General features: G+C 37.1%; 17 protein-coding genes. 7 read left to right on the top strand and 10 right to left on the bottom strand.

What is annotated here, in order from left to right:
• Positions 1 to 7 precede the first annotated feature (7 nt).
• From BUA96_RS11930 to BUA96_RS11920, 3 genes are read right to left on the bottom strand one after another with little or no spacing between them, the layout of a single operon-like run.
• A complete protein-coding gene (locus tag BUA96_RS11930; RefSeq protein ID WP_072983368.1) occupies positions 8 to 1525 on the bottom strand; it encodes an ankyrin repeat domain-containing protein in 1518 nt (505 codons plus the stop codon).
• A 54-nt stretch (positions 1526 to 1579) separates the two neighbouring features.
• On the bottom strand, positions 1580 to 2809 hold the full coding sequence (locus BUA96_RS11925; protein ID WP_072983365.1) for a DUF4374 domain-containing protein: 1230 nt from the start codon (positions 2807 to 2809) through the stop codon (positions 1580 to 1582).
• A 30-nt stretch (positions 2810 to 2839) separates the two neighbouring features.
• On the bottom strand, positions 2840 to 5203 hold the full coding sequence (locus BUA96_RS11920) for a TonB-dependent receptor (protein ID WP_164916930.1): 2364 nt from the start codon (positions 5201 to 5203) through the stop codon (positions 2840 to 2842).
• 134 nt (positions 5204 to 5337) lie between these two features.
• Between BUA96_RS11920 and BUA96_RS11915 the strand changes: the two genes are divergently transcribed.
• Positions 5338 to 6318: an AraC family transcriptional regulator gene (locus tag BUA96_RS11915; RefSeq protein ID WP_128755695.1), complete on the top strand. Its 981-nt coding sequence runs from the start codon at positions 5338 to 5340 to the stop codon at positions 6316 to 6318.
• A gap of 50 nt (positions 6319 to 6368) precedes the next feature.
• Here BUA96_RS11915 and BUA96_RS11910 read toward each other — a convergent pair whose 3' ends face one another.
• The 6 genes from BUA96_RS11910 to BUA96_RS11885 all read right to left on the bottom strand — a co-directional run bounded on the left by BUA96_RS11910 (position 6369) and on the right by BUA96_RS11885 (position 11655).
• On the bottom strand, positions 6369 to 7454 hold the full coding sequence (locus tag BUA96_RS11910; RefSeq protein WP_072983360.1) for a membrane dipeptidase: 1086 nt from the start codon (positions 7452 to 7454) through the stop codon (positions 6369 to 6371).
• A gap of 54 nt (positions 7455 to 7508) precedes the next feature.
• On the bottom strand, positions 7509 to 7919 hold the full coding sequence (locus tag BUA96_RS11905) for a DoxX family protein (protein WP_072983358.1): 411 nt from the start codon (positions 7917 to 7919) through the stop codon (positions 7509 to 7511).
• 420 nt (positions 7920 to 8339) lie between these two features.
• Positions 8340 to 8978: a nucleotidyl transferase AbiEii/AbiGii toxin family protein gene (locus tag BUA96_RS11900; protein WP_072983356.1), complete on the bottom strand. Its 639-nt coding sequence runs from the start codon at positions 8976 to 8978 to the stop codon at positions 8340 to 8342.
• Positions 8979 to 8980: 2 nt separating this feature from the next.
• The gene (locus tag BUA96_RS11895; protein WP_128755694.1) at positions 8981 to 9511 is read right to left on the bottom strand and encodes a HigA family addiction module antitoxin; all 531 of its coding nucleotides are present in this window, start codon (positions 9509 to 9511) and stop codon (positions 8981 to 8983) included.
• Positions 9512 to 9691: 180 nt separating this feature from the next.
• On the bottom strand, positions 9692 to 10432 hold the full coding sequence (locus tag BUA96_RS11890) for a hypothetical protein (protein WP_072983353.1): 741 nt from the start codon (positions 10430 to 10432) through the stop codon (positions 9692 to 9694).
• 389 nt (positions 10433 to 10821) lie between these two features.
• Complete coding sequence (locus BUA96_RS11885; RefSeq protein ID WP_072983351.1) at positions 10822 to 11655, bottom strand: hypothetical protein; 834 nt, start codon at positions 11653 to 11655, stop codon at positions 10822 to 10824.
• A gap of 1426 nt (positions 11656 to 13081) precedes the next feature.
• Here BUA96_RS11885 and BUA96_RS11875 point away from each other — a divergent pair.
• Both BUA96_RS11875 and BUA96_RS11870 read left to right on the top strand, forming a co-directional pair.
• The gene (locus tag BUA96_RS11875; RefSeq protein WP_072983348.1) at positions 13082 to 13867 is read left to right on the top strand and encodes an RNA polymerase sigma factor; all 786 of its coding nucleotides are present in this window, start codon (positions 13082 to 13084) and stop codon (positions 13865 to 13867) included.
• An 11-nt stretch (positions 13868 to 13878) separates the two neighbouring features.
• A complete protein-coding gene (locus BUA96_RS11870; RefSeq protein WP_072983346.1) occupies positions 13879 to 14976 on the top strand; it encodes a hypothetical protein in 1098 nt (365 codons plus the stop codon).
• Between the two features lie 233 nt (positions 14977 to 15209).
• On the opposite strand, the gene BUA96_RS11865 is transcribed toward BUA96_RS11870, so the two are convergent.
• A complete protein-coding gene (locus BUA96_RS11865; RefSeq protein WP_072983344.1) occupies positions 15210 to 15536 on the bottom strand; it encodes a BfmA/BtgA family mobilization protein in 327 nt (108 codons plus the stop codon).
• A gap of 1029 nt (positions 15537 to 16565) precedes the next feature.
• On the opposite strand from BUA96_RS11865, the gene cas9 (BUA96_RS17150) reads away from it, so the two are divergent.
• Genes cas9 (BUA96_RS17150) through cas2 form a run of 4 tightly spaced genes read left to right on the top strand, consistent with a single transcriptional unit; the run spans position 16566 to position 22469 of the window.
• On the top strand, positions 16566 to 17720 hold the full coding sequence (gene cas9, locus BUA96_RS17150) for a type II CRISPR RNA-guided endonuclease Cas9 (protein WP_128755693.1): 1155 nt from the start codon (positions 16566 to 16568) through the stop codon (positions 17718 to 17720).
• Complete coding sequence (cas9, locus tag BUA96_RS11855; protein ID WP_084673140.1) at positions 17642 to 21208, top strand: type II CRISPR RNA-guided endonuclease Cas9; 3567 nt, start codon at positions 17642 to 17644, stop codon at positions 21206 to 21208. The genes cas9 (BUA96_RS17150) and cas9 (BUA96_RS11855) overlap by 79 nt, the downstream gene beginning before the upstream one ends.
• On the top strand, positions 21205 to 22122 hold the full coding sequence (cas1, locus tag BUA96_RS11850) for a type II CRISPR-associated endonuclease Cas1 (protein ID WP_072983340.1): 918 nt from the start codon (positions 21205 to 21207) through the stop codon (positions 22120 to 22122). The genes cas9 (BUA96_RS11855) and cas1 overlap by 4 nt, the downstream gene beginning before the upstream one ends.
• The gene (gene cas2, locus BUA96_RS11845) at positions 22122 to 22469 is read left to right on the top strand and encodes a CRISPR-associated endonuclease Cas2 (protein ID WP_072983861.1); all 348 of its coding nucleotides are present in this window, start codon (positions 22122 to 22124) and stop codon (positions 22467 to 22469) included. The genes cas1 and cas2 overlap by 1 nt, the downstream gene beginning before the upstream one ends.
• Positions 22470 to 22570 lie beyond the last annotated feature (101 nt).

Genomic DNA, 22570 nt, shown 5'->3' with positions numbered 1-22570 from the left:
AGCATCGTTATTTTAAAAAAGATAATTTTTCGGCTTTGCCTGATATCGCTTCGTTTTCACCAGCAAGGTCATAGGCTGTTTCTCCAAACTGTGTCTCTATTGACATATCAGCACCAGCCTTAACCAGTAATGCTAAGATCTTCTCATTTTCAGCCTTCATTGCTGCGATGTGCAATGCTGTGTTTCCGTTACCGTTAACAACATTAAGATCAATTCCGTTATCAACCAACGGCTTAACTAGTGTTAATTCGTTTTTCTCAGCAGCGAGATGCAGCAAACTGGTGTTTGCTTCTTGCAGGGTATTAATAGCGTATCCCGCAGCTAATAAGGTTTTCAGTTTTGCTTCAACAGGGTTTTGTGCGTTACTTTCGGTCGTGGGACCTCTACCCCTTCTTGGCGCTCTATACGAGTCTATAAGGTAAAAACCGGCATCATTACCCCTTTTATCCTTCAGTGCTACTTCAGCGCCATTTTCTATTAAAAAAGAAACTGCTTCCGGCGCATTAGAACCTGCAGTAAGCATCAACGCAGTTTTCCCTTGTGCATTAGTTGCGTTTACCGCTCCTTCTGCCAAATAAGGAAACATTAACTCTACCGCTTTAAAACTTCGCCCACCTGCGGCATTTAAAAATGGAGTGTTCCCATCTTCATCCTGTTGATTGACATCAACCCCTTTTGATAGAAAATAGTTGATCACCTCATCCTGATCGTTTTTCTTAGCAATTGCATGCAATACGTTTTGTCCCTCCTCACTGGTTAGTGTTGGACTAATACCTAGATCATTTACTAAATAGTAATAAACTTCGATATCATTTGCAGACCTGTAAGTTCCTTGTGATGCGATTAAGAGCGCTTCATCTGTATAGGTTACTCCGCGTTCCAGAAGCGTTTTCATCATAGGTACACTGCCTATTTTTGCAGCGTGATTAAAAGCCGTATTCCCATCATCATCCACAGAATTGATAGAAACTCCTTTAGAGACTAAATAATCTGTAATAGTCAAATCTTTGTCATAGGGAATTGATATGAGCAGAATATTAGCACCATTCTTTTCCGGATATTTTTTATTCAAGTCTATACCATGTTTGATGAACACGTCTATCATATCTTTGGTTAAGTGACCTTGAAAACCGGCAAATGTAAATGCGGTATGCCCGTTAGCATCTAAGAAATCAATGTCAGAACCATTTTCTAACAAATAATCTACCAATTGATCGTTACCATCATTTGCAGCGATATGCAAATAGTGTCTTCCTTCAAAAACCAGTTTATCAATATCAACATCCGGTTGTTCTAAGAGATATGTGATTATATTTAGATCTGCTTCATTGCGTATGGCAAGCATTATTGGGTCATCGCTGATCCCCATATTTGCAAAATCAAATCCCTTTTTGACTTCTGCTTTTACAGAGTTTAGGTCAGGATTAGACTCCCAAAATGTGTTGGTTGCTAAAACCGTAGATTGCGCAAAGCTACTTCCTAGTATGCCCAGTACGATAAATAAAAAGGTTATTCTTTGTTTCATAATTAATAAGAATTATAAAAGCCCAGACGTATACAAGTCTGGGCTTGGATGTCATTAATTAGTAGTTTCCGGTTCGTATTCAAGTTTTGCTAAACCACCAATAGCGGTAGCAGACTCTACTACAATACCTGCTGTAGCTGATGCTGTTACGGGATCAACAACATAAACTGTTGGGCTTGCATCTGCAGTAGTAATAGGTATATACACCACATCATCACTTGCATACGGCCAGCCCACATCGTTAATATTATCTGTACTTGGAAGACCGGTAATCCAAGAAAAACTTTGAGTTTCTACATTTACGATTCCATATTGGGTAGCTGCTGTACCGTTGCCCGGCTCATACTCATTGTAAAATTCTAGTAAAAAGTACTTTCCGGTAACGTGATAAACCTTTCTAAAAGCATAACCATCTGCTTGATCCTGAATATTGAAATAATAACTTGAATCAAAAGAAGTGCTTCCTTGAGGAATTTTTAATGCTCCTCCTTTTAGTGTACCTCCATTAGGATTTCCAAAAACATAAGTGTTTCCTTCATCATCATTTGCGATAAGCGAGTAGCGCGCAGAACGCCACTGCCCCAGTGCTTGACCTATACGATCATCTTCTAAAATATTGAGCACAGTAGCATCTGCATCTAATTTAACAATGTAGCACATATCTACATCCCCATCTTGCACCTCTACTGCAGAAAGAAAAGAACCATCTCCAGCGTCTACAACGCCTACCAGATTACATTCTAGACCATTACCCACAAGATCAAGCGTAGTTAATTGCTTTGATGATACCGTAGCGTCATTATCAAGATCTATAAAGTAAAAGTTTTGCCCCACACTACCATCGTCAAACGTAATGCCTCCACGGGTTGCAACAATGTAGTTTTCAAATGGACCTACTGATGAATAACCGTTAGTCATCTGAAAACCGGCACCGATTTCAGTTAAAGTTCCTGAAGCGTCTAAACCATACATTACTCCAATCGCCGGATTTCCCTGACGATACCATAATCCCATAACAGCCTCATTGCCATTGTATGAATAATGAGTATACGAATTAGGGTCCTCGATACCATTTCCGGTAGTGGTAGTTGTTCCTGAGTTAAGCGATTCTTCAGTTAAGAAATAAGTACCGTTATCATTTTCTGCAGCTATAAAATACTTGGCTTCAAGATTCACTTCTTGTTCTGTCGGTTCTTCGGTACTACTATCGTCGTTACTGCACGCTGTGAGTAGTGCACCGGCTAGGAACAATCCTAAAGTGCTTGTTTTAAAATTGATATTCATAATTTTTGTTGTTGTTTGAATTAATTGATTTTATTTTCTTCTGTTCCAATAGTATCTGAACTTCACATTAAATGCTCTTCCCGGTTTTTGCAGACTGAAATTGTCATACAGCCTGGCATCTGTAAAATTGAGCGCCTCTAACGTGATGTTGTACGTTCCTTTTGCTAAGGAAAGGTTTACCGAAAAGTCATGATAAACCTGTTCTGGTAGTGTTGCTTTGGTACTACTACTTCCTTGGCTTTCCCATAGCAGATAGAATTCACCTACATAATTAAAGTTGTAGTTTAAACTCAATACGTTATTCTTACCGAAAATATCGTGTACGTAATAAGCGGCATCGGCGTTACCAAAGAAGTATGGTATATTGGGCATCCTGTTATTGTAAGTTGAAGATGCTACTGAAGAGGATGCATCTCGTATTTGTTCCCGGTTACGCAAATCCATATAGGTAAGGGTACCGCCTACCATCACCTTATTTTTATGATAATAGCGTACTTCTGCGTCAGCTCCAATATTTCTAACACGCCCAAAATTCACATTTCCTACCGTACCATATCGTGCACTTTGCACGCGCTGAATAAAGTCTTTTGTTAAGCGGTAATAACCATTAACATCTACATATAACACATCGTCATTTTTAAATCTGCTGTTTGAAGAAACGCCAAGATTGAAATTAGATGAGTTTTCAGCTTTTAAACTTGTGTTGGCTGTATTGAGTACCTCGTCGCCAAAGAGCTGTTGCGCAGAAGGTAAATTATAAGCCCGTTCTGCTGAAGCTTTTAACTGAATTGCATTATTAAAGAAATAGGTAGCTGCCAGCCCGTAACCTGATGTTTGAAAGGAACGCTCTTGCTCTTCATACTGACTGTTATTGCCTACGGTAACGGTATCAACCGGTCCCACAACGTATTGGTAGTAGTGTTTCCCGAAGAAGTTGACGTTCCATTTTTTAGAAGGGCGATACCCATAAGAAAGTCCTATCACATTTTTTCTAGACGCTCTGCGCATCGTATCTGTAGCAGAGGTCAGCTGGTCTAACGGTACATCGCTTGATAATTTACGCTCATAGCCCGTAATGACATCGTTGAGCTTTATAGAGTGTTTTTTGTTTATGTCATAAGACAAATTTGCTGTCGCTGATACATTATTATCTTTGAATTCTGAAAGCGTGTTGGTACCACTCTCTCCTCCTGTTCTTGTAGTAGCATAATCACCATACCAATTGTAAAGACGTGCAACGGTATCTATACTTTTATTAGCATTATGGTTATAATTTGCGGTAACTCTGGCGGTAAGGTTTTTAGTTAAAAAATTTCGTTTATAATATTCCAGTGACGGCAACAAGGTTTTTGATGCCCTTGTACGCGCACCATAAACGATTTCCATAGTGTAAGCATTTTGAACATCAGCTTCTAGCTCTCCTACAGTAAGACCAACAAAAAAGCGATCTGCCCACCATTTTTTTACAAATCCGGCTTTAGCCATAACCGTTTTGTTTTGATACGTATCGTGAAAGCGCTCTACTTCATAATCCCCGGCGACGTATGTACCTGTATTCACATCTAGCATCTTATCAAGATGTACTTTATAATTATTATCTGAATAATTAAGAAAGCCATTGACTAAAACAGAAAACCCATTTTTAGAGGTAAAACCTGTACTTACACTGGCACGATGCGTATTAAAGGAACCAAAAGCATAGGAAGCGTCTACAAAAGTATTTGAGCGCTGGTTGGTCACTATATTTATGACCCCGCCCATAGCGTCTGTACCAAACTCAATAGGAACCACCCCTTTATAAACTTCAATACGATCTGCGATGGATACCGGTATGTTATTGAGCTGAAAAGCATCTCCAAAACCTTCCATAGGCACACCGTCCATAAAAAGTTTAACCCGGCGTCCTGTAAATCCATTTAACGAAATTGAGGCCCTAGAACCCAATCCGCCAGAACGTCGTACTTTGACTCCGGAAGCTTGCTCCAGCGCATTTGAAAGATCGGCCGTTGTATTGGTCATAGCCTGAGCATCTACAGCCACAACATTATAAGCCGATTCTCTGACCTTCTCAATAACTGATTTTCCTTTTATTTGTACTTCATCAAGCTGCATCTCACGATCAGGGCCCAATTTGTAAGCTACGTTTAGATCGTTGTGCAACTCAATCGAGATGGTCTTTTTTTCATATCCCATTAAAGAACAAACCAGCTGGTATGTACCTACTGGTGCGCTTAGCTTAAATTCACCAGCTTGATTAGTCATCGTGTAAATTTGTGTATGCTCTAAATAGATATAGGCATCAGTCAAAGGGGCTCCGGCTTGATCAGATAGCTTACCCGAGATACTGTAGCGTTCTTGACTGTAACCTAGTGTATTGCATACTAAAAGGCTCAAAAACAAACAGGATTGAAGTAGTGTTTTAAACAATTTTTATTTAATTTAATTCTAAATTATATTTGCGCAAATTTCCTTGTTGAAACTTGATCACATCAATAGAATCGGGAATCAAATTAACGGTAAACGGAATTATGAGGTTATATTCAACGTATCCCGACTTAAACAAAGAGTTTTATCACTTTGATCTAGACACCTTTCCACAATCTGACTACTTAGAGTTCAAAGAGGTGGCCTTTAAAAATCAAGATTATACCGTTGACAGCACTATTCATTTTAACAAGGACATAGTTATAATACATAACAAGCGTAACTGTAAAAAGGACTTGATCGAACAGGTTAATGTGGAAGGCTCCTTTGTACTTATCGCCTATTTAATTAGTGGTGAACTTGAGATCAATCAACCGGCATTTAGATACCTTTTAGACAATGACAAACTGAGAATAGTCTTTGCTCAGCAAACCAATAATCAAGTCATTACTCCTGCCAATTGCACCACAGAATCTATTTTAATTTACCTCAGGTCTTCTTACCTGATCAATTTATTAAAGCACGAAGAGTGGAAAGACAATAATTCTATTTATACGTTAATCAACAATGATATAGGTCTTACTTCTGTACGTGCCAATGACGTTCAGGTTACGCATAGCATTCAGAAAACGATACTTGGGATCATTCAATCTACCGCATCTTCAAGAATACCTAAACACCTTGTAGGCATTAAATTACGCGAGTTGCTTCTTCGTGTCTATCAAAATGACAGCTTGCTTTATGATGATGAAAATGCTGCTGCGCATACTGGAATTCAAGCTAGAATCACAAAAGCATTAAATTATATTGAACACCATTATTTAGACACTCCTACTATTCAGCAGGTTTCAAGACACGTTATGCTGAATGAAATGCAACTGAAAAAGGAATTTAAAAGCACCTACGGAAAAACCATTCGCGCTTATATTATTGAATTGAAAATGAAGAGAGCCTTTGAGCTTTTAAAAACAAATACTATTGCCGAAACCGCTTCGATACTGGGTTATCAAAGTATCTCTTATTTTACTTCGACCTTTAAAAAATACTACAAAGTGCTTCCTTCCAAAATAAAAAACACGAAGTAGGGTTGCTTTTAATGTTGCTAGACCGTGATGGCCTGCTCAAAAATACGCCATTAATTACCCCCTCCTATATTCAGAATTTCTTCTTTTGTAAATCCTATTTTAAGCATCGCATCCACTAAGGTGTAAAAGAACCCTTGAGCAGATGTATGCCAGAATTGATTGGTTAAACCTCTGGCATTTCCGCCCTTTTGAACCGCCATCCTAGAGTCAGTACCTATGGAAACATGGCGTGTCCCCACTATATCGCATAAAGCGGCAATATGCTGTGCCATTTCAGTAGGTGTTTCTACAAGATGCGTCCTCACTCCTATTACTCCACCGGCTTCAGCAACTATTTTAGCCTGTTGCTTACTAATCAATCTAGGCATCATCATTTTTGCCATTCTCTGATCATTTCCCAGTTGTGTATTTAAACCTGTGTGGGATATTATTGCCGGTTTGCTCATCTTTTCTAAAGCATCATTTATAGCCTCATCGCTACAATGGGCTAGGTCTACCAATATCCCAGATTTCTCACATGCAGTTACAACTTCAATTCCCAAAGGTGTTAAACCTCCAAATTGTGACGGATTAGTATAAATATCACCTAGAGGATATGCTGATTGAGCATCATGCAATAATCCTAAATGCCTTAATCCCCGGTTGTAGGCGAACTCTAGCCGTTCTAATTTGCCTTCTAAAAAATGACCTCCTTCTACAGATTGAATCACTACGGGCTTACTTGCTTTCTTAGCATGTAGCAGGTCACGGGAATTTAAAACTCTCTTAATTCCATTCGCTCGCAAGATCTGGTCATGCTTATCGAGTGTAGTTATAAAGCGCTTAAAAGCTTCTCCTTCATAATTTAGCTTAGGCCTATCAACACAAAAGGTCATGCTTATCGCTTTAAACCCAGATTTATGGAGTTCGTTTGATAACGGAACTGCCTGCGCATCAAATTCAGCCCCATCAAACGGCACATCCATGTGATTATGGGTGTCAATAGCAAAACTTTGAGCAACAATAGCAGCGACCTTAGGGTCTATATCATACGTTTTTTGAGCGAATGCTGAAAACGGATTCATAACCGCGAATGTCCCCGCGGCACTCGTAGTTTTTAGAAAGTTTCTTCTAGACCATTCTTTGTTAGGGTTCATTGCATTTTTTAATTGAAATTGATAACATTACATTTCTAGCACATTTGTAACAGCCTACATACGTGCGTCAAGCGCATATTTACCTGGCCCCATAAGGAGTATCACGATAAAACCAAGGAGGTACAGCAGTAAGGTTTCCATCCCTGAAAATCCACGAGATCCATGTACTATGAAACAGGCTACTCCTAATGTAAATAGAACAGGTATAGTTGCTACTCTGGTAAACAAACCCAGAAGTATAAAAAGCGCCCCTAAAGTCTCAGCGGTAGTGGCCAAAACAAGGGAAAGCTCCTGCCCTATACCTATTGGATCTAAAAATTGTACGGGTTCGTTACTGGTCAATTTTAGAATTTTGCCCATCCCGTGACCAAAAAATAAAAAAAGTGATAAGGCTACTCGCAACAGTAAAACGGCTACACCCCCCTCAAAAGGTAAGGGTATATATTTCTTGAATAATGCACTCATAGTATGTTTTCTAAAGGTTTAATAACTGTGAACCTATATATAAAATACTATGTATGAAAGAAGAACCTGGTGAACGACCCAAACACTGCTGCTAAATACATTACTAATCCTCTAAATGCAAGGCCCAAACCTTCTTAGAGTAAGCCAAACAGGTATTTTTGCTCAGGCTGCAACAACAAAAAACCACGTATTTTTATTAAATACGTGGTTTTTGCATCCAATTATTTGGATCTTTTGTGACCCCGGAGGGATTCAGTATTTTTAATAAAACCCTAGAAAACAGCGTCTCTAAGAGATTTTCAAAATTTTTGCTTGTCGGATCGCTACCTTACGTTTTGATGCTATTTGTCTGACATTCAATTCAAAGGTAGTATTTTCATCTAAAACAACAAGACTATCAGTAAAAATGCTCTATTAAAATTACCTTTCAACTAGTTCTTCAAGGTCCAATTTGATCAGTTCCCAGATTTTACCTCTATAACAATTAGGCGTAAAATCATCTTCTGCTAAAGAAAAATCAACAATCTTATTCATCAGTTCCTCTGTTGATAAGTTGTAAGGATATCTCTTTAGGTAAAAACCAATCAGTTCATTCAATGTATAACTTTCGAGAAGCTCATGAATATCCCAAAAGTCCTTCTTGCGGCCTCCTTGCCCTACAACTTCAAGTTTCATTGCAGCTATTTCTTGAACACTAGCAAAACGAACCTTTTGTTCCATAATTAATGGAAATACAAAAGGATCTGTATAGAATAAATCCAATTTTACCAAGTCATCCTCGGTATTCCCTATAAAATAAGATTTACCGATTCCCACAAGCTCAGAAGAGCTACTAAAATATGGAAAAGTAACTCTAAGAATAGATTCAATTTTTTCAAAATCTATGCTTCCATATGGGGCATCGCTGAACAAATCAATATCAATAGACTCTCGATGACCCCGTTGAAGACTTAATGAGGTACCTCCTACTAATCTAAATGAATGTAATTCTTGAATCTCCATCAATTTCTGGAGTGTATTCCACAGCAATTCAGATACCGTATTTAACTGAAGTTCCATTGCTACTCTATAAGATTATAATTCTTGAGATTTTCTTCAAAAGAGGGTAAATAACTTTTCTTGATCGATTGAGCAATCTTCTTAACAGTCTGTCTCCCATAAAATGAAAGAAGCTCTTGTATTTCTTTTCCGTTTCCGCGCTCAAGTACGCGTTGTATTACAGCACGCTTGTTTTTATCCCAATCTATCCGCTCTAATTGAGTATCCCAAAAGAGCGCTTTTCTAAAATGATTGAGATTGGGAATTCTCCCATAGTTTGCCGCAACTTGTTGCTGCACATCATAGCTGGCTTGCAGGAGCATAAAGTAATCTGCCTCTACGCTAAAAACCTCTCCAAGCTTAATAGATAGTTTCGCGTTTACTGCTCTTCGCCGGTTTAAAATTGCGCTAATGGTTTGTTTATGCTCATCAATAGTTCGCGCTAAATCACTTCCGGTAATACCGCGTTTTTTTAAAGCACGTTTTAAAACAGCTCCGGGATGTACGCCCTTTATTTTATCAAGATCAGGTAACATGGCAAAAACTTTCAGCAAAGATAGCAAATAAAGTAAACAAAAACGTTTACTAAACCTTTCTAAAGTTTTACTTACTACTCTAAAGGGCTTTAATTTGGAAAACCGTAAATACCAAGCACTAAAATATTGGTCATAGGTTCATATTTTCTAGAGGAAAGGATTGTTGTGTTATCTCAAGTTTGGCTTTCAATAATGATTTTAAATGTTTTCCGATTTAGTGAAAAACTTAATTACCTCTTTGTTATTTGTCATAAGACTTTCAATATGATCGTCCATTTCCTCTGAAGACATAATTGGTGCATCTAATTGTAATGAACACAACGTTCCGTCCTTTTGAGGTGCGATCAGGATTATTCGTCCAATTCTTAAGTCGAACAGTCGCATGTTGACGATTGCATAGTCATTTCTGTCCGCTGTCAAAAAGGAAATGAAATCTATTTCATTTCCTTTTGTCTTGACAAACCCTTGTCCGACATAATGCGGATGATTTCTTGATGTGATGCTTACATCTGTGTGTGAATATCTTTTTAAATCGATGCTATCAGTCAAAACCGCAATGGTGAAGAAAACTTCGTTTGGTTTGTCATCTATAAATTTTTGGTTAACTGCATTTTTATTTACATACAAAGAATGATAGATTATTTTCTTGTCTTTTAAATCAATTCCTTGCCAACTTCCGGAATATCCAAGCCCATTAAAGGTGCTATCAGTCAAATCATAATCAGGAACTGGAAAAACTCCATTTATCATCGGTTTTCCACTAACTTTTATGTTGTCGGTGTCAGCTTTCCAGTTTTTAGAACTCCATTTTGTTGAATCATTTCTATTCTCGTTATGGATTTTTTCGTTTTCAATATTCCATACAAATCCAGTTTCCTTTTCTTGGGCTTTACAACCAAAAGAAAGAATTAGAAAAATGTATATAATTGCTCTATTCATAAGGATTTTGTTTAATTACACACAACGGCAGTGGGTCTACAAAACTACCCGTTTATATTTTAAAAGTAGTTGAAGTAGCTGCGACATCCAACGAAAGCTACATATAAGATGTATGCGTTTTTCGCTGATAGAAATGAAATGAGTTTACAATTTCAAAAAACCTCAATTTCAACCAAAAACAAGTGAAAAGCGGAGCAGGAATGCTCGCTTCCTTTTTTTTGCTGAAAAACAGACTAACAAACAGCGATACATCGGTTTTAAGCGTTCTGAATTTGGTCTAAAACCAAGTTGATCCAAAAAAGAAAAACCGCTTAGAGCGGCTTATTTATGTTTGTAATGTTACATTTTACAGTCTTGTGCAACGGTTACCGGTGTTGTAAAACGTTTTTTTATCTAATTTGCCACCATTTTATTTTCTTGGATTTAATCAATCGTTTTGTCGGAAAAGTTTTGGTTTTACCGTTCGTTTTTTCAAAATCCATTTGTTTTAATATTGAAGAGCTTACAAAATCCCAATTTGATGTATAACCAAATACTATTTCAGAATTTTTAGCGTTGTATTTCTTTTGGATTTCAAATTTACCAATGGGTTCGTATATATTGTTTTTATAATTGTCAGGTAAATACCAAGACCAAGCTGTACTTTTTTGCCAATCTCCAAAATTATTTATCAAAACTTCACTTTTTTCAACATCTTCTAGTGTCGGTTTGGTTGATTGATTTAATCTTGTAGTTACGATTAAATTATATCCATATCCAGTCTCCAAATCTGAACTCAAAACTATTGCACTTCCATAATTTCCATTAGCCAATTTAAAAACAAGGCAAGTTCCAGTTTCAAAAATTGGTTGTTTGTTCTTCTTCCTTTTTCTTGCTATTGGTTTGGCTTTTTCGGATTCTAATTTTGCTAAAAACTTATCTAGAACAACTTTTCTTTTTTTAATATCCGATTCGCTTGCGTCGAGCTCTCTCCATATTTTTAAGTCAGATTCGTTTTCGATTATTTCACGAACTTTTTCAAGAATATCAGTCGATAAGCTTTTAGTTTCCCAAAGAGCTAGTGCCAAAGCAAACCAAAAATCATTTTCTCCGTTTGGATTGTCCGAAATTAGCTTCTTTTTGATTTCTGTCGGTTCTTTTCCGTCGTTGTATAAATCGAAAAATTCCGCATAAATATCTGCTGAAGTGTCATTACTTTTTATGGCTGTTCCCCAAGTTCCCAATTCAGTTCGTGGTTTTGTTTAAAATGTTTTACAACTTGTTATATCAATACTAAATATATACATATCCCCTCAAAGTTTACCGGATATCAACACATTAGAGTTCTGTATATAAATCTAGACATTTCCTTTAGAAACGGATTACAGAATTCCTTAATCTCAGTTAAGCGTATAACCATTCCAGGATTAAATAACCAAAATGTATAGGTAGATAAGGGGTAAACCCTACATTTTTTTTAAGTTATAATGCGCTCAGGGCATCAGCATAGCATCCCCTAGGCAAAGCCCACTCAAAGGCCATGATAGAGTATGAAGTTATAAAAGGTTTATTCTCCGATTTTGGAAAAGAAATCCGATAATTTTATTTGACGTGCATCACAAATCCTTTTTAGAGTTTCGACAGGAATACGATATTCCTTCTCGTCAAGAATTCTTCTTACAATTTTCTCATCAATATCATGATTAAGTCCGAAATCTCGGTTTGATTTGGCATCTTTAATCCATTCGGAAATGGCTTTACTTATGAGAAAATTGATGTTCATACTTAACAAAGGAAGAATATCAATAAAAATTTAATGCGGAATTTCTTCCGCATTAAACAGAAGAATACTATATTTGATTCATAATTATATATTTGCGAAACTTCTTAGCATAACATATTAGAAGCATTCGCTTTGAATCTCGAATCAAAAACTGGTAATTTTTAGCAACGAGAGGATAAGCAGGGATGCTCACGACCCGGGCGTGGGCTCTCGCTTATTGTTGCGCGGTATACCAGTACCTTGATTCAATAAGTTGAGACCTGCGCCTTTTTGTATTAGGCCCACTACTTCACGTTCAGAGCCTTTGTTTCTTCTCTTTATCAAGCTTCGCACCCTTTTCCCCCTACATCATATAGGCCATAGTGGCCGGCAACTTGTATGAGTTGTAGTTAACGAACAGTAAAAGCACTACTGCCTATGCACAAAGCACGTGTTTACGGGTAAACATCATAATCCGTTAAGTCACCCGTGGGTTATGGGTTGCTTCCCTACGAAGTAACCTGTAGTTGGGTGGGAAATGCCGCTGTAACAGCGGCCTGGGCTTATACCGGCTAGGTTTAAGCACACCGGTGAATTAGCCATAAAAAAGTGCTGCAGCCCCTAGGGGCTGCGAAAAAGAGAAGCTGTTAAGTTCAAAAACCTTCCCGGTTGTGCTTGGAGTCCGGCGGGAAGGCTTGAGCTTAACCAAAACAATTGGTTTACCTAATACAGCTATGAAGTATTAAAAAACGATGCTACGCCAGGTATAGAGGATGCGTTACCGCGCCATAAAGCATTTTCAGGAGCCAAAATACCTAGAAACACGATTCCTGGCACAACCTTGATAGCCTAAACCGAAACGCCCTTAAAAAGAATAGAATGTAAACGAAATACAGAACACTTAGCTTATGAAACGATTTCAACTTGACACCTACTACAATGCCTTCAAAAAAGGTTGTCCACACGCATTTGAAGCGATTTACACGCAGTATTACCATAGTGTCTACTGGATGGGCAGAAGCATACTTAAGGATGTCTATGCAGTTGAAAATATTCTTCAGGATACCTTTCTTATCTTATGGGAAAAAAGGGATCGCATACAATCCCCAGAACATCTAAATGCGTTCGTACACTTTGTAATGAAAAGCGAGTGTATTTATCAGTATAACAAGCCCCGGAATGCGTTTCAACGAAACCTAAGCAGATTAGACTATTTAGAGAATTATCAGGATTATTTAGGCGGCTATAACGAGGATGAAGAAGCTGCTCACCTACAAAGACAGGAAGCAGATCAGAAGGCTTTAGACCAAATTCAAAGGGTACTTCCCTTACTAAGTAGTGAGAGAAAGCTTCTGGTGGAACTGTGCTTAAAATACGGCTTTCAGTATAAAGCTATTGCTCAGGCAATGGGAACCAGCACCGCCAAAACCAGTATCGAAGTAAAAGGTGCTATTAAAGATATTAAGAATATCATTACTAACGGAAGTACACCGGAAGCTAAAACCACACCGATCCGGGAGTTAAAGGCTCAGGCTAATATGACCCGCAAACAGAAAAAAGTCTTGCAGCTTCGTACAGAAAAGCAGTATTCCTTTGCAGCTATTTCCAAGGAGCTAAGCCTTTCTATACAGGAAGTACATCAGCAATTTATGGCTGCCTATAAACTGTTACAGCATAAACAAAATCAACAATAATCCGCTTAGTCATGGGAAAAGAAACGATAAAACTCACCCGAAAGATCCAGCTACAGGTGAATGCGCCTACCAAAGTGGAAAAGAAGGAGGTCTACGACACGCTCTACCGCTGGCAGAACAGAAGCTTTAGAGCGGCCAATCTCATTATTTCACATCTGTACATACAGGAACGGGTCAAAGAATTCTTTTACTTATCAGAAGGAATACGCTATAAGTTAGCGGATGAAAAAAAAGCGGAAGACGGCATGCTCAATAGGTCAAAAATGAACTGCACATACCGGGTGGTATCCGATCGTTTTAAAGGGGAAATCCCTACTAACATTTTAGCCAACCTGAACAATACCATAATCAATAACTTTCGTAACCACCTGTCGGAATATAGTAAAGGAGAACGTGCGCTAGCCAATTTTAAAAGGAATATCGCGTTTCCTTTTGGGCCGGTAGCCATTCATGGATTATCCTATAACGAAGCGCAAAAAGCATTTTGTTTTCGCTTGTTTTCCATTCCCTTAAAAACCTATTTAGGGAAGGATCATACCGATAAACGAAAATTGCTGGAACAGTTAGTCGCGGGCAAAATCAAACTATGTACTTCTAGAATCCAATTGAAGAAGCAAAAAATATATTGGTTAGCCACCTTTGAATTTGAAAAAGAAATACATAACCTGAAAACAGAAGTAATTGCGGAGGCTTCTTTATCCCTTGAATATCCTATTACTGTGAAATCCGGAAAAGCTACACTTCGTATTGGTAACAGGGAGGAATTTCTATACAGAAGGCTAGCCCTGCAGGCTGCTCAAAAAAGAGCCCAAAGCGGAGCCGCCTATTGCAGACCTGGAAAAGGCTTTAAACGCAAAACTAAAGCAGTAGAAAAATTTTACGAACTGGAAAAAAACTACGTAAGTAACCGCTTGCATGTGTACAGCCGAAAGCTCATTGATTTTTGTATCAAACAACAAGCCGGCACCTTAATTCTGCTCAATCAGGAAGCTAAGATCGAGGCCGCACAGCAAGAACGTTTTGTGCTTAGAAACTGGAATTATTATGAATTGACTAAGAAGATAGAATACAAAGCCAAAAAAGCAGGTATTGAATTACTCATCGATTGATGCGAAAATAATTGGCCCTTAGGGTCTGAGGGTGCTTGTACACCCGTAAGGTGAGGTATTTTAATAGCACTCACTAAATGCAGGCAGCATATACAACCCTTCCCTAAAAGATTAAACAAACAGGGAGTGTTATGAACAGATAAATAACATAAAATGCAAAAACTTGTACAACGAACATGAGCGAACTATCCATTTAAAAGGTTAAATTATATACTCAGAACAAACTTATTCCTCTACCTAAATTTCCGTTCAACAAACTTGGGTTGTTTCTCTTCCTGTTGATTAAAAAGTCTATCCAATAGTTCTTTGGTCGGTTTGGTCTGTTCGGTTTCAATTCTTCTTAGAATAGCTTCTACCCCATCCATCCGTTTATTAATTAGTGTCTCCAATCGTTGTTTAGAATCATCAAAGGGCTCAAATGGATTAATAGAATTCTGCTCGAAAAAGTCTAAAATAGCCTCTAGGGTTTCTGTATAATTGGCATCATTTACTATGGCGTACTTTTTAAAGCGCTCCACTGTTTCGGTGTGAAAATTTATTCGGGAAAATCGTTTAGGCATCACTAGATTTTTAAAGATTAGGATAATCAATCGCCCTATTTATAAGGGTTTAGAAGCGTTTCACGGAAAATCGCTATAAAACAGTTATTTTAAATACTTCATGAAACAAAAATAACTCACTTAAAAACAGGTGTTTACGGACAAAAATAAGCTTTATAACCTCGCGCAGCGGGTTATCCTCTTGCTTCTCATTTTTGTCCGCTTCGCTACTCAAAATGATAACTTCTAAACCCTAAGTTATCAATTAAAATCCGCATTAATTTTGATGTCAAATGCTTTCAAATTTTATGTAAGATCAAAACCATTTACTTGGTATATCTGGAGCGTTTTTCTTGAAGTTTGATAGAAAAACAGAAGCTCTATATTAGATAGATTTCAATATTCACCCAAACGAAAATTAGCTGCTTCTAAGCATCCATTTACTTTCCATAGCGCCATCGCGTTTTCTTTTCGATTACCTCCATTTAAAATTTAGTATTGAGGAAAGCTTTTATAAAAAGAGCGACAGCGGAGCCTGATTATGCAAAGCGGCTCAAACTAAATTTTAGTTCTTTCAAGAAAAGGAAATCAGCGTTTGAAAAAAGTGTGTTGGTAGAATTTTGAGTTTGACTCAGCCTCTTTTTGAGCAATCATTTTATAGTGCACTTGAATCAAGCGAACGTAATCCTCCCGAAGTTTCGGGATCAGGATTGGGTTCAAGATTTTTTGAATGAACCGCTTTTCCCGTCACCAAATTTCGGGAGAAGCTCTTTTAGAAAATGAAGGGAAATGGGGTTTATTCCCCTTACATTTTAAATCAATTTATAAGATACTGGAATGTAAATATAACAACGTTGATAAGGAAAAACTATTGAATCAAAAAAAGCGACCCGTAAAGGCCGCTTTGAATGTTTTCACAACGGAATAATCCTTATTGTGAATTGCTTTCAGACTGCTAATATAAATAATTGATTTTTAATGAAATTATAGATTTCCTCATTTTAAACTAAATAAGTATATCTATTTTTAAGAAATCATATAGAAATAGAAATGATGAAACGAATATTAGGATTGGATTTGGGGACCAACTCGATTGGATGGGCATTGATTGAGATTTTAGAAGATGGTACAAAAAGGATTATAAAACTTGGAAGTAGGATTATCCCAATGTCAAAGGAAGTTTTAGGAAACTTCGAAAAAGGTGTTACGAAATCTCAAACGGCCGAAAGGACTGATGATAGGGGAGTACGAAGACTATACGCACGAAGTAGGACTCGTAGAGAGAGATTGTTGAGAATTTTGAATATTTTAGACTATCTACCAGATAATTTTTCTAATCAAATCGATTTTGATGAAAAGAAGGGACAGTTTAAAAAAGGTTCGGAACCTTTAATAGCCTATTCATATAAAGTTGACGAAAATGGCAATAGAATTTTCAATTTTATGGATTCTTACGAAGAAATGGAGAAAGAATTCCGAATGCGCTATCCAAACTTGCCAAAACTCAACAAAAAGGGAAAACCTTATCGATTACCTTATGACTGGACGATTTACTATTTACGAAAAAAAGGTTTGACCCAGAAAATTTCAAATCAAGAATTGGCTTGGATTTTATTGAATTTCAATCAAAAGAGAGGCTATTACCAAGAAAGAGATGAGAAAGAAGTAGAAATTGATGAAAATAAAAAAGTAGAACTCATTGTCTTAAAAGCGGAACAATTTAAAATAACAGACCAAAAAGTTGACGATAAGCCACTTTACGAAATAATTTTTGATAATGGCTGGATTTATGACAATACTACTACGAAGCCTGAAATTTGGGAAGGGGTAGACATTGAGTTTATTGTAACTAGTACAATAAACAAAGATGGTTCTATTAAGCGAACGTTCAAAAAAGTTGATTCAGAAAAAGATTGGGAAGCAATCAAGAGAAAAACAGAGCAAGATTTAAGAAAATCACAAAAAGGCGCAGACAAAACTTTTGTTGGTAAATACATTTACGAGACACTCCTAGAAAATCCGAAACAAAAAATACGTGGTGAATTGATTCGCACTATTGACCGCGATTTTTATTTTGACGAGCTTGAGGTAATACTAAGAACTCAACTTAAATTCCGTGAAGAGCAATGGGGGATAAAAATTTGTACAAAAGAACGGTTCAGGAATTGTACGCACACAACATTGCCCATCAAGAGAATTTGTTAAAACAAAAGGATACGTTCATTCATCTTTTCCTAAAAGACATTTTGTTTTATCATCGGCCGCTAAAATCGCAAACAGGGCTTGTTTCCAGATGTTCATTTGAAAAAAGAGTGTATGTAGACTCTCTAACGGGCGATAAACACGAAGTAAAAATAAAAGGGATGCCAAAATCCCATCCCTTGTTTCAGGAATTTAGAATTTGGCAGTTGGCTCATAACTTAAGAATTCAAAAGCGAGAGGCAGAAGAAAATGGAAAACTGAAAATCAATCTGGATGTTACTAACCAGTTCATCAGAAACAAATCTGACTTAGCCAAGTTTTTCAACTTTCTTTATAATAAAAAAGACATCAATCAAAAACAACTCGTAGCATATTTCATAAGAGATAAAAAGGAGCAGTCACTATATAGATGGAATTTTACAGATGATAATAAAATTAAACTAGATTGCAACCAAACAAGACCTGCTTTACTTTCAAAACTATCTAAAGAGGATAAAAGAAAATTTGATGAGCAATTTGAACTTAAACTCTGGCACATTATCTATTCAGTCACAGACAAGAGCGAATATGATACCGCAATCGGTCGCTTTGGGGAAAGCAACAGTCTTTCTGAAGAAACAACCGAAAAGCTGAAGCGAGCTCCAATGCTCAAAAAGGAGTATGCGACCTATTCTGAAAAGGCTGTTAAAAAATTGCTTGGGTTAATGAGGTGTGGCTGTCATTGGAGCGAAGTGTCGATTCATCCATCGAGCATTCAAATAATTGATAAATTATTGACTGGAGAATTTGATGAGAGAATTGAAAATCAAGTTAGAGAAAAAGCTATCAAGCTTGACAAAATCGAACATTTTCAAGGTTTACCGCTATGGCTTGCTTCTTATATCGTGTATGGCAAACATTCAGAGGTGGATGCAACTCAATGGAAATCATCAAAAGATCTGGCCGAATATATCAATACTTTTAAACAGCACAGTTTAAGAAACCCTATAGTCGAACAAGTTTTACTTGAGTCATTAAGGGTGACATTAGATATTTGGGAGTACTACGCTGAAAAATTTGGTCTGCAGTTTGAAGAATACATTGATGAAAAGACTGGAAAAAAAGTTAAGTCTTACGATCGCTTATTTTCTAAAATACATATTGAAATTGGCAGGGAGCTTAAAAACCCTAAAAAGGTAAGGGAAAAAATGACCAATTCTAACAATAAAAATAAAGACACCAATCAGCGTATCCGAAAATTGCTTTTTGAACTGAAAAATGTAAAAGAGGTAGAAAATGTAATTCCAAACTCAAGAACACATTTTGATAAGTTGAAGATTTTTGAACAGACGGTGTTATCTAATTATTCCGAAAAAGAATTGAAAGCCGAAAAATTAGATTCTAAACTAACTGTCGAAAAATTCATAAAAAAGAACCAGCCTACATTTAGCGAAATTCTCAAATACAAACTTTGGTTAGAGCAAAAGTATATATCTCCCTATACAGGAAAAATTATACCACTCACTCAACTGTTCACAAGTAAATATGAAATTGAACACGTTATACCACAATCAAAGTTTCTAGATAATTCCTTTAATAATAAAATAATTTGTGAAACCGAGGTTAATACATTAAAGGACAATCGTACTGCATATACCTTTATACAAGAGTTTCAAGAAGCCGAAGTCCCATTGAGCGGTGGAGGTTCAGTATCTATCCTTAAAAAGGAAACCTATGAAAAATTAGTAAAAGAAAATTACGACGGCCGTAAAAAAGAAAATCTCCTTAGGGAAACCATGCCACAAAAAATGAGTGAGCGTCAAATGAATGATATGCGCTATATAAGCAAAGCGGCACTGAAAATTTATAGTAATATCGTTAGGGAAGAAGGGGAGAGAGAATCTACGGTAAAAAATGTTCTGCCAGTGGCTGGTAAAGTGACTGCTAAATTACGTAGAGAATGGGGGTTGAATCAAGTTTGGAGCGGATTAGTTGAAGAGAGGTTTAAGAGACTCAACAGATTGATTTGTGGTGAGGAGAACGAAAATAATGGTCTTTTTGGTACTTGGGTAGATGATGGTGGGTATTTTAGAACAGAAGTGCCATTAGAAATTCGTGAAGATTTTGATATAAAGAGGATTGACCATCGCCACCACGCACTTGATGCACTTATAATCGCTAGTCTAACGAGTAATCACGTTAATTACATAAATAACGAACACACAAAATCAGATTTGAAGCGATATGATTTAGGCTTAACTTTAAGAGATACCAAGCAAATTGAAAAAACGCACCCACTCACAGAAAAAAAAACCAAACATACTGTTCTTGGAAATTACAAAAAACCTTGGGAAACATTTACTCAAGATGCCAAAAGCGCACTACAGGAAATTGTAATCAGCTTCAAGCAAAATTTAAGGGCTATAAACAAAGCCCAAAATTACAATTGGCGTTATAAAGATAATGCAGGCAAAGTGGTTTATACCAAAAACGGAGTGCCTAAAAAACAATGGATAGAACAAGTTTCTTCTAAAACCGATAAAACTTCCAATAACAAAACAAATTGGGCGATAAGAAAACCTCTTCACGAAGAGACGGTATATGGCATACTTGAAAATGGTGAGTATAAAGGAGACTTAGTTAAGCGTGAACCACTCAATATTTCTTTTGATGAAAAGAAAATTGAAACAGTGATTGACCCAGTTGTCAGAAGCATTCTATTACGGCATATTAAGCAAGATAAATTCAAAGGTCAAATTGACGAGAAAGGTAACATATTTAAACCGGAAGAAGTCGCTTTCTCGGCAAAGGGAATTAAAGATTTAAACGAAAATATTTTGACATTAAACAATGGAGTGTTTCATCATCCCATAAAAAAAGCACGTTTGCGATTCCCAAAAGGCAAAAAGTTTTCAATCAAAAAGTGGGAAGACAAAGAAGGAAATCTACTTAGGGAAACAAAGTTTGTAAAATCTGCCACAGGCACCAATCTTTATTTCTGTATTTATGAAAAGGAAGGTAAAAGAAAATACTATGTGCCACCTTTTGAAGAGATACTTGAGATACAAAAATTGGAGCAAGATTTACCTTTAGAACAAAAGAAAAACGTTCCAGAACAACATCCCGATTTTCATGATTTTAAATTAAAGTTTTATCTGCAGCCCAACGATTTAGTATATATACCCGTCAAAAACGATGAAGATATGGGTTTTGAAAATTTGGGTCGACAGCAACTTGAAAACATTTACCTGTTTAAGGATGGAAGCGGGACAACAGCCAATTTTATACCAATGTTTTCTGCTGACGTAATTTACAATATCAGTAATAAGGAAAATAGAGAAAAATTTGCAGATGCTTATAATCTGGATAAAGGTGAACTTATTAAAAATGAATATGGACTCGGAAGCCCACAGTTGAAGAATCAAAATTCGGTTGATGGTATTCAGGTAAAATCAGTTTGTTGGAAATTACAAACTGACCGACTTGGAAATATCACAAAAGTTCTAAAATGATCAAACGCACCCTCTTTTTTGGCAACCCAGCTTATTTAAATACCCGTAACGAGCAACTGGTGGTCACCTTCCCCGAGGAAGATAAAAAAGAGGTCACCATTCCCATTGAAGATTTGGGCTATGTGGTGTTAGAAGATCCACAAATTACTATTACCAATGGACTAATGATGAAGTTAGTTCAAAACAAAACCGCCATAATTACATGTGATAAGCAGCATCTGCCCTGCTCTTTAATACAGCCTTTAGTAGGACATTCCGAGCAAACCGAACGTATGCGGCATCAGCTCAATGCCAGTCTTCCTCTTAAAAAAAACCTATGGCAGCAAACAGTAAGTGCAAAAATTTATAATCAAGCATTACATTTAGAATCCAGAGGAAAAAATGCCAAGAAACTCAAACGCTGGAGTACCGATGTCAAAAGTGGTGATACCGGAAACTTGGAGGCCGTTGCTGCGGCTCACTATTTTCAAAATCTATTTAGTGAGGTATTCGGCTTTAGTCGGAATCAAAAAGGAATAGCCCCTAACAATCTACTAAACTACGGTTATGCCATTTTACGAGCAGTAGTCGCAAGAGCACTGGTGAGTAGTGGGATGATACCTTCAGTTGGAATCTTTCACCGAAATAAATATAATGCTTTCTGCTTGGCCGATGATATTATGGAGCCGTATCGTATATATGTAGATGCCTTGGTTTACGAAATCGTAGAAACCGGCTGTAATATTGAAGAACTCTCCAAAACACTTAAAGCAGAGCTTTTACGTATTCCGGCAATGGATGTCTATATTGATGGTAAATGGAGCCCTTTGATGAATGCGGTAAGCCGTACAACAAGTAGCCTGTATGATTGCTTTTTAGGAACTAACCGTAAGATACTCTATCCTGAATATACAGTCAACAGATCGCTTGAATGATGCAGGAAAGCAATTTTTCAAGACTTAACCAATACCGTTCTATGTGGGTACTTGTATTTTTTGATTTACCAACAGAAACGCGCACCGAACGTAAGGTCGCAGCACGGTTTAGGAAAAACTTACTCGATGACGGCTTTGCAATGTTTCAGTTCAGTATTTATATGCGTTTTTGCGCAAGCCGTGAAAATGCCAGCGTACATATAAAACGCACCAAAAACAACTTGCCAAAAAAAGGAAAAGTCTGTGTTATGCAGATCACCGATAAACAATTTGGTATGATGGAACTTTTTCACGGTCAAAAAGAAGTAGAACCGGAACAACCTTCCCAACAACTTGAGCTTTTTTAAAACCTTAGAAACTAAATTATCTGGTTGAATTCAGTCGAGTCCCTTTTTACACCTCCAGTTTTTAAATCCTAAATCACCTCATAAAAAACAGGATACCAGCT

The organism is Leeuwenhoekiella palythoae, assembly GCF_900130045.1.
In the GTDB taxonomy this organism is placed as follows: Bacteria; Bacteroidota; Bacteroidia; order Flavobacteriales; family Flavobacteriaceae; genus Leeuwenhoekiella; species Leeuwenhoekiella palythoae.
Note: the sequence above shows the minus strand (reverse complement) of the source record. Positions and strands in the feature narration are given on the sequence as shown.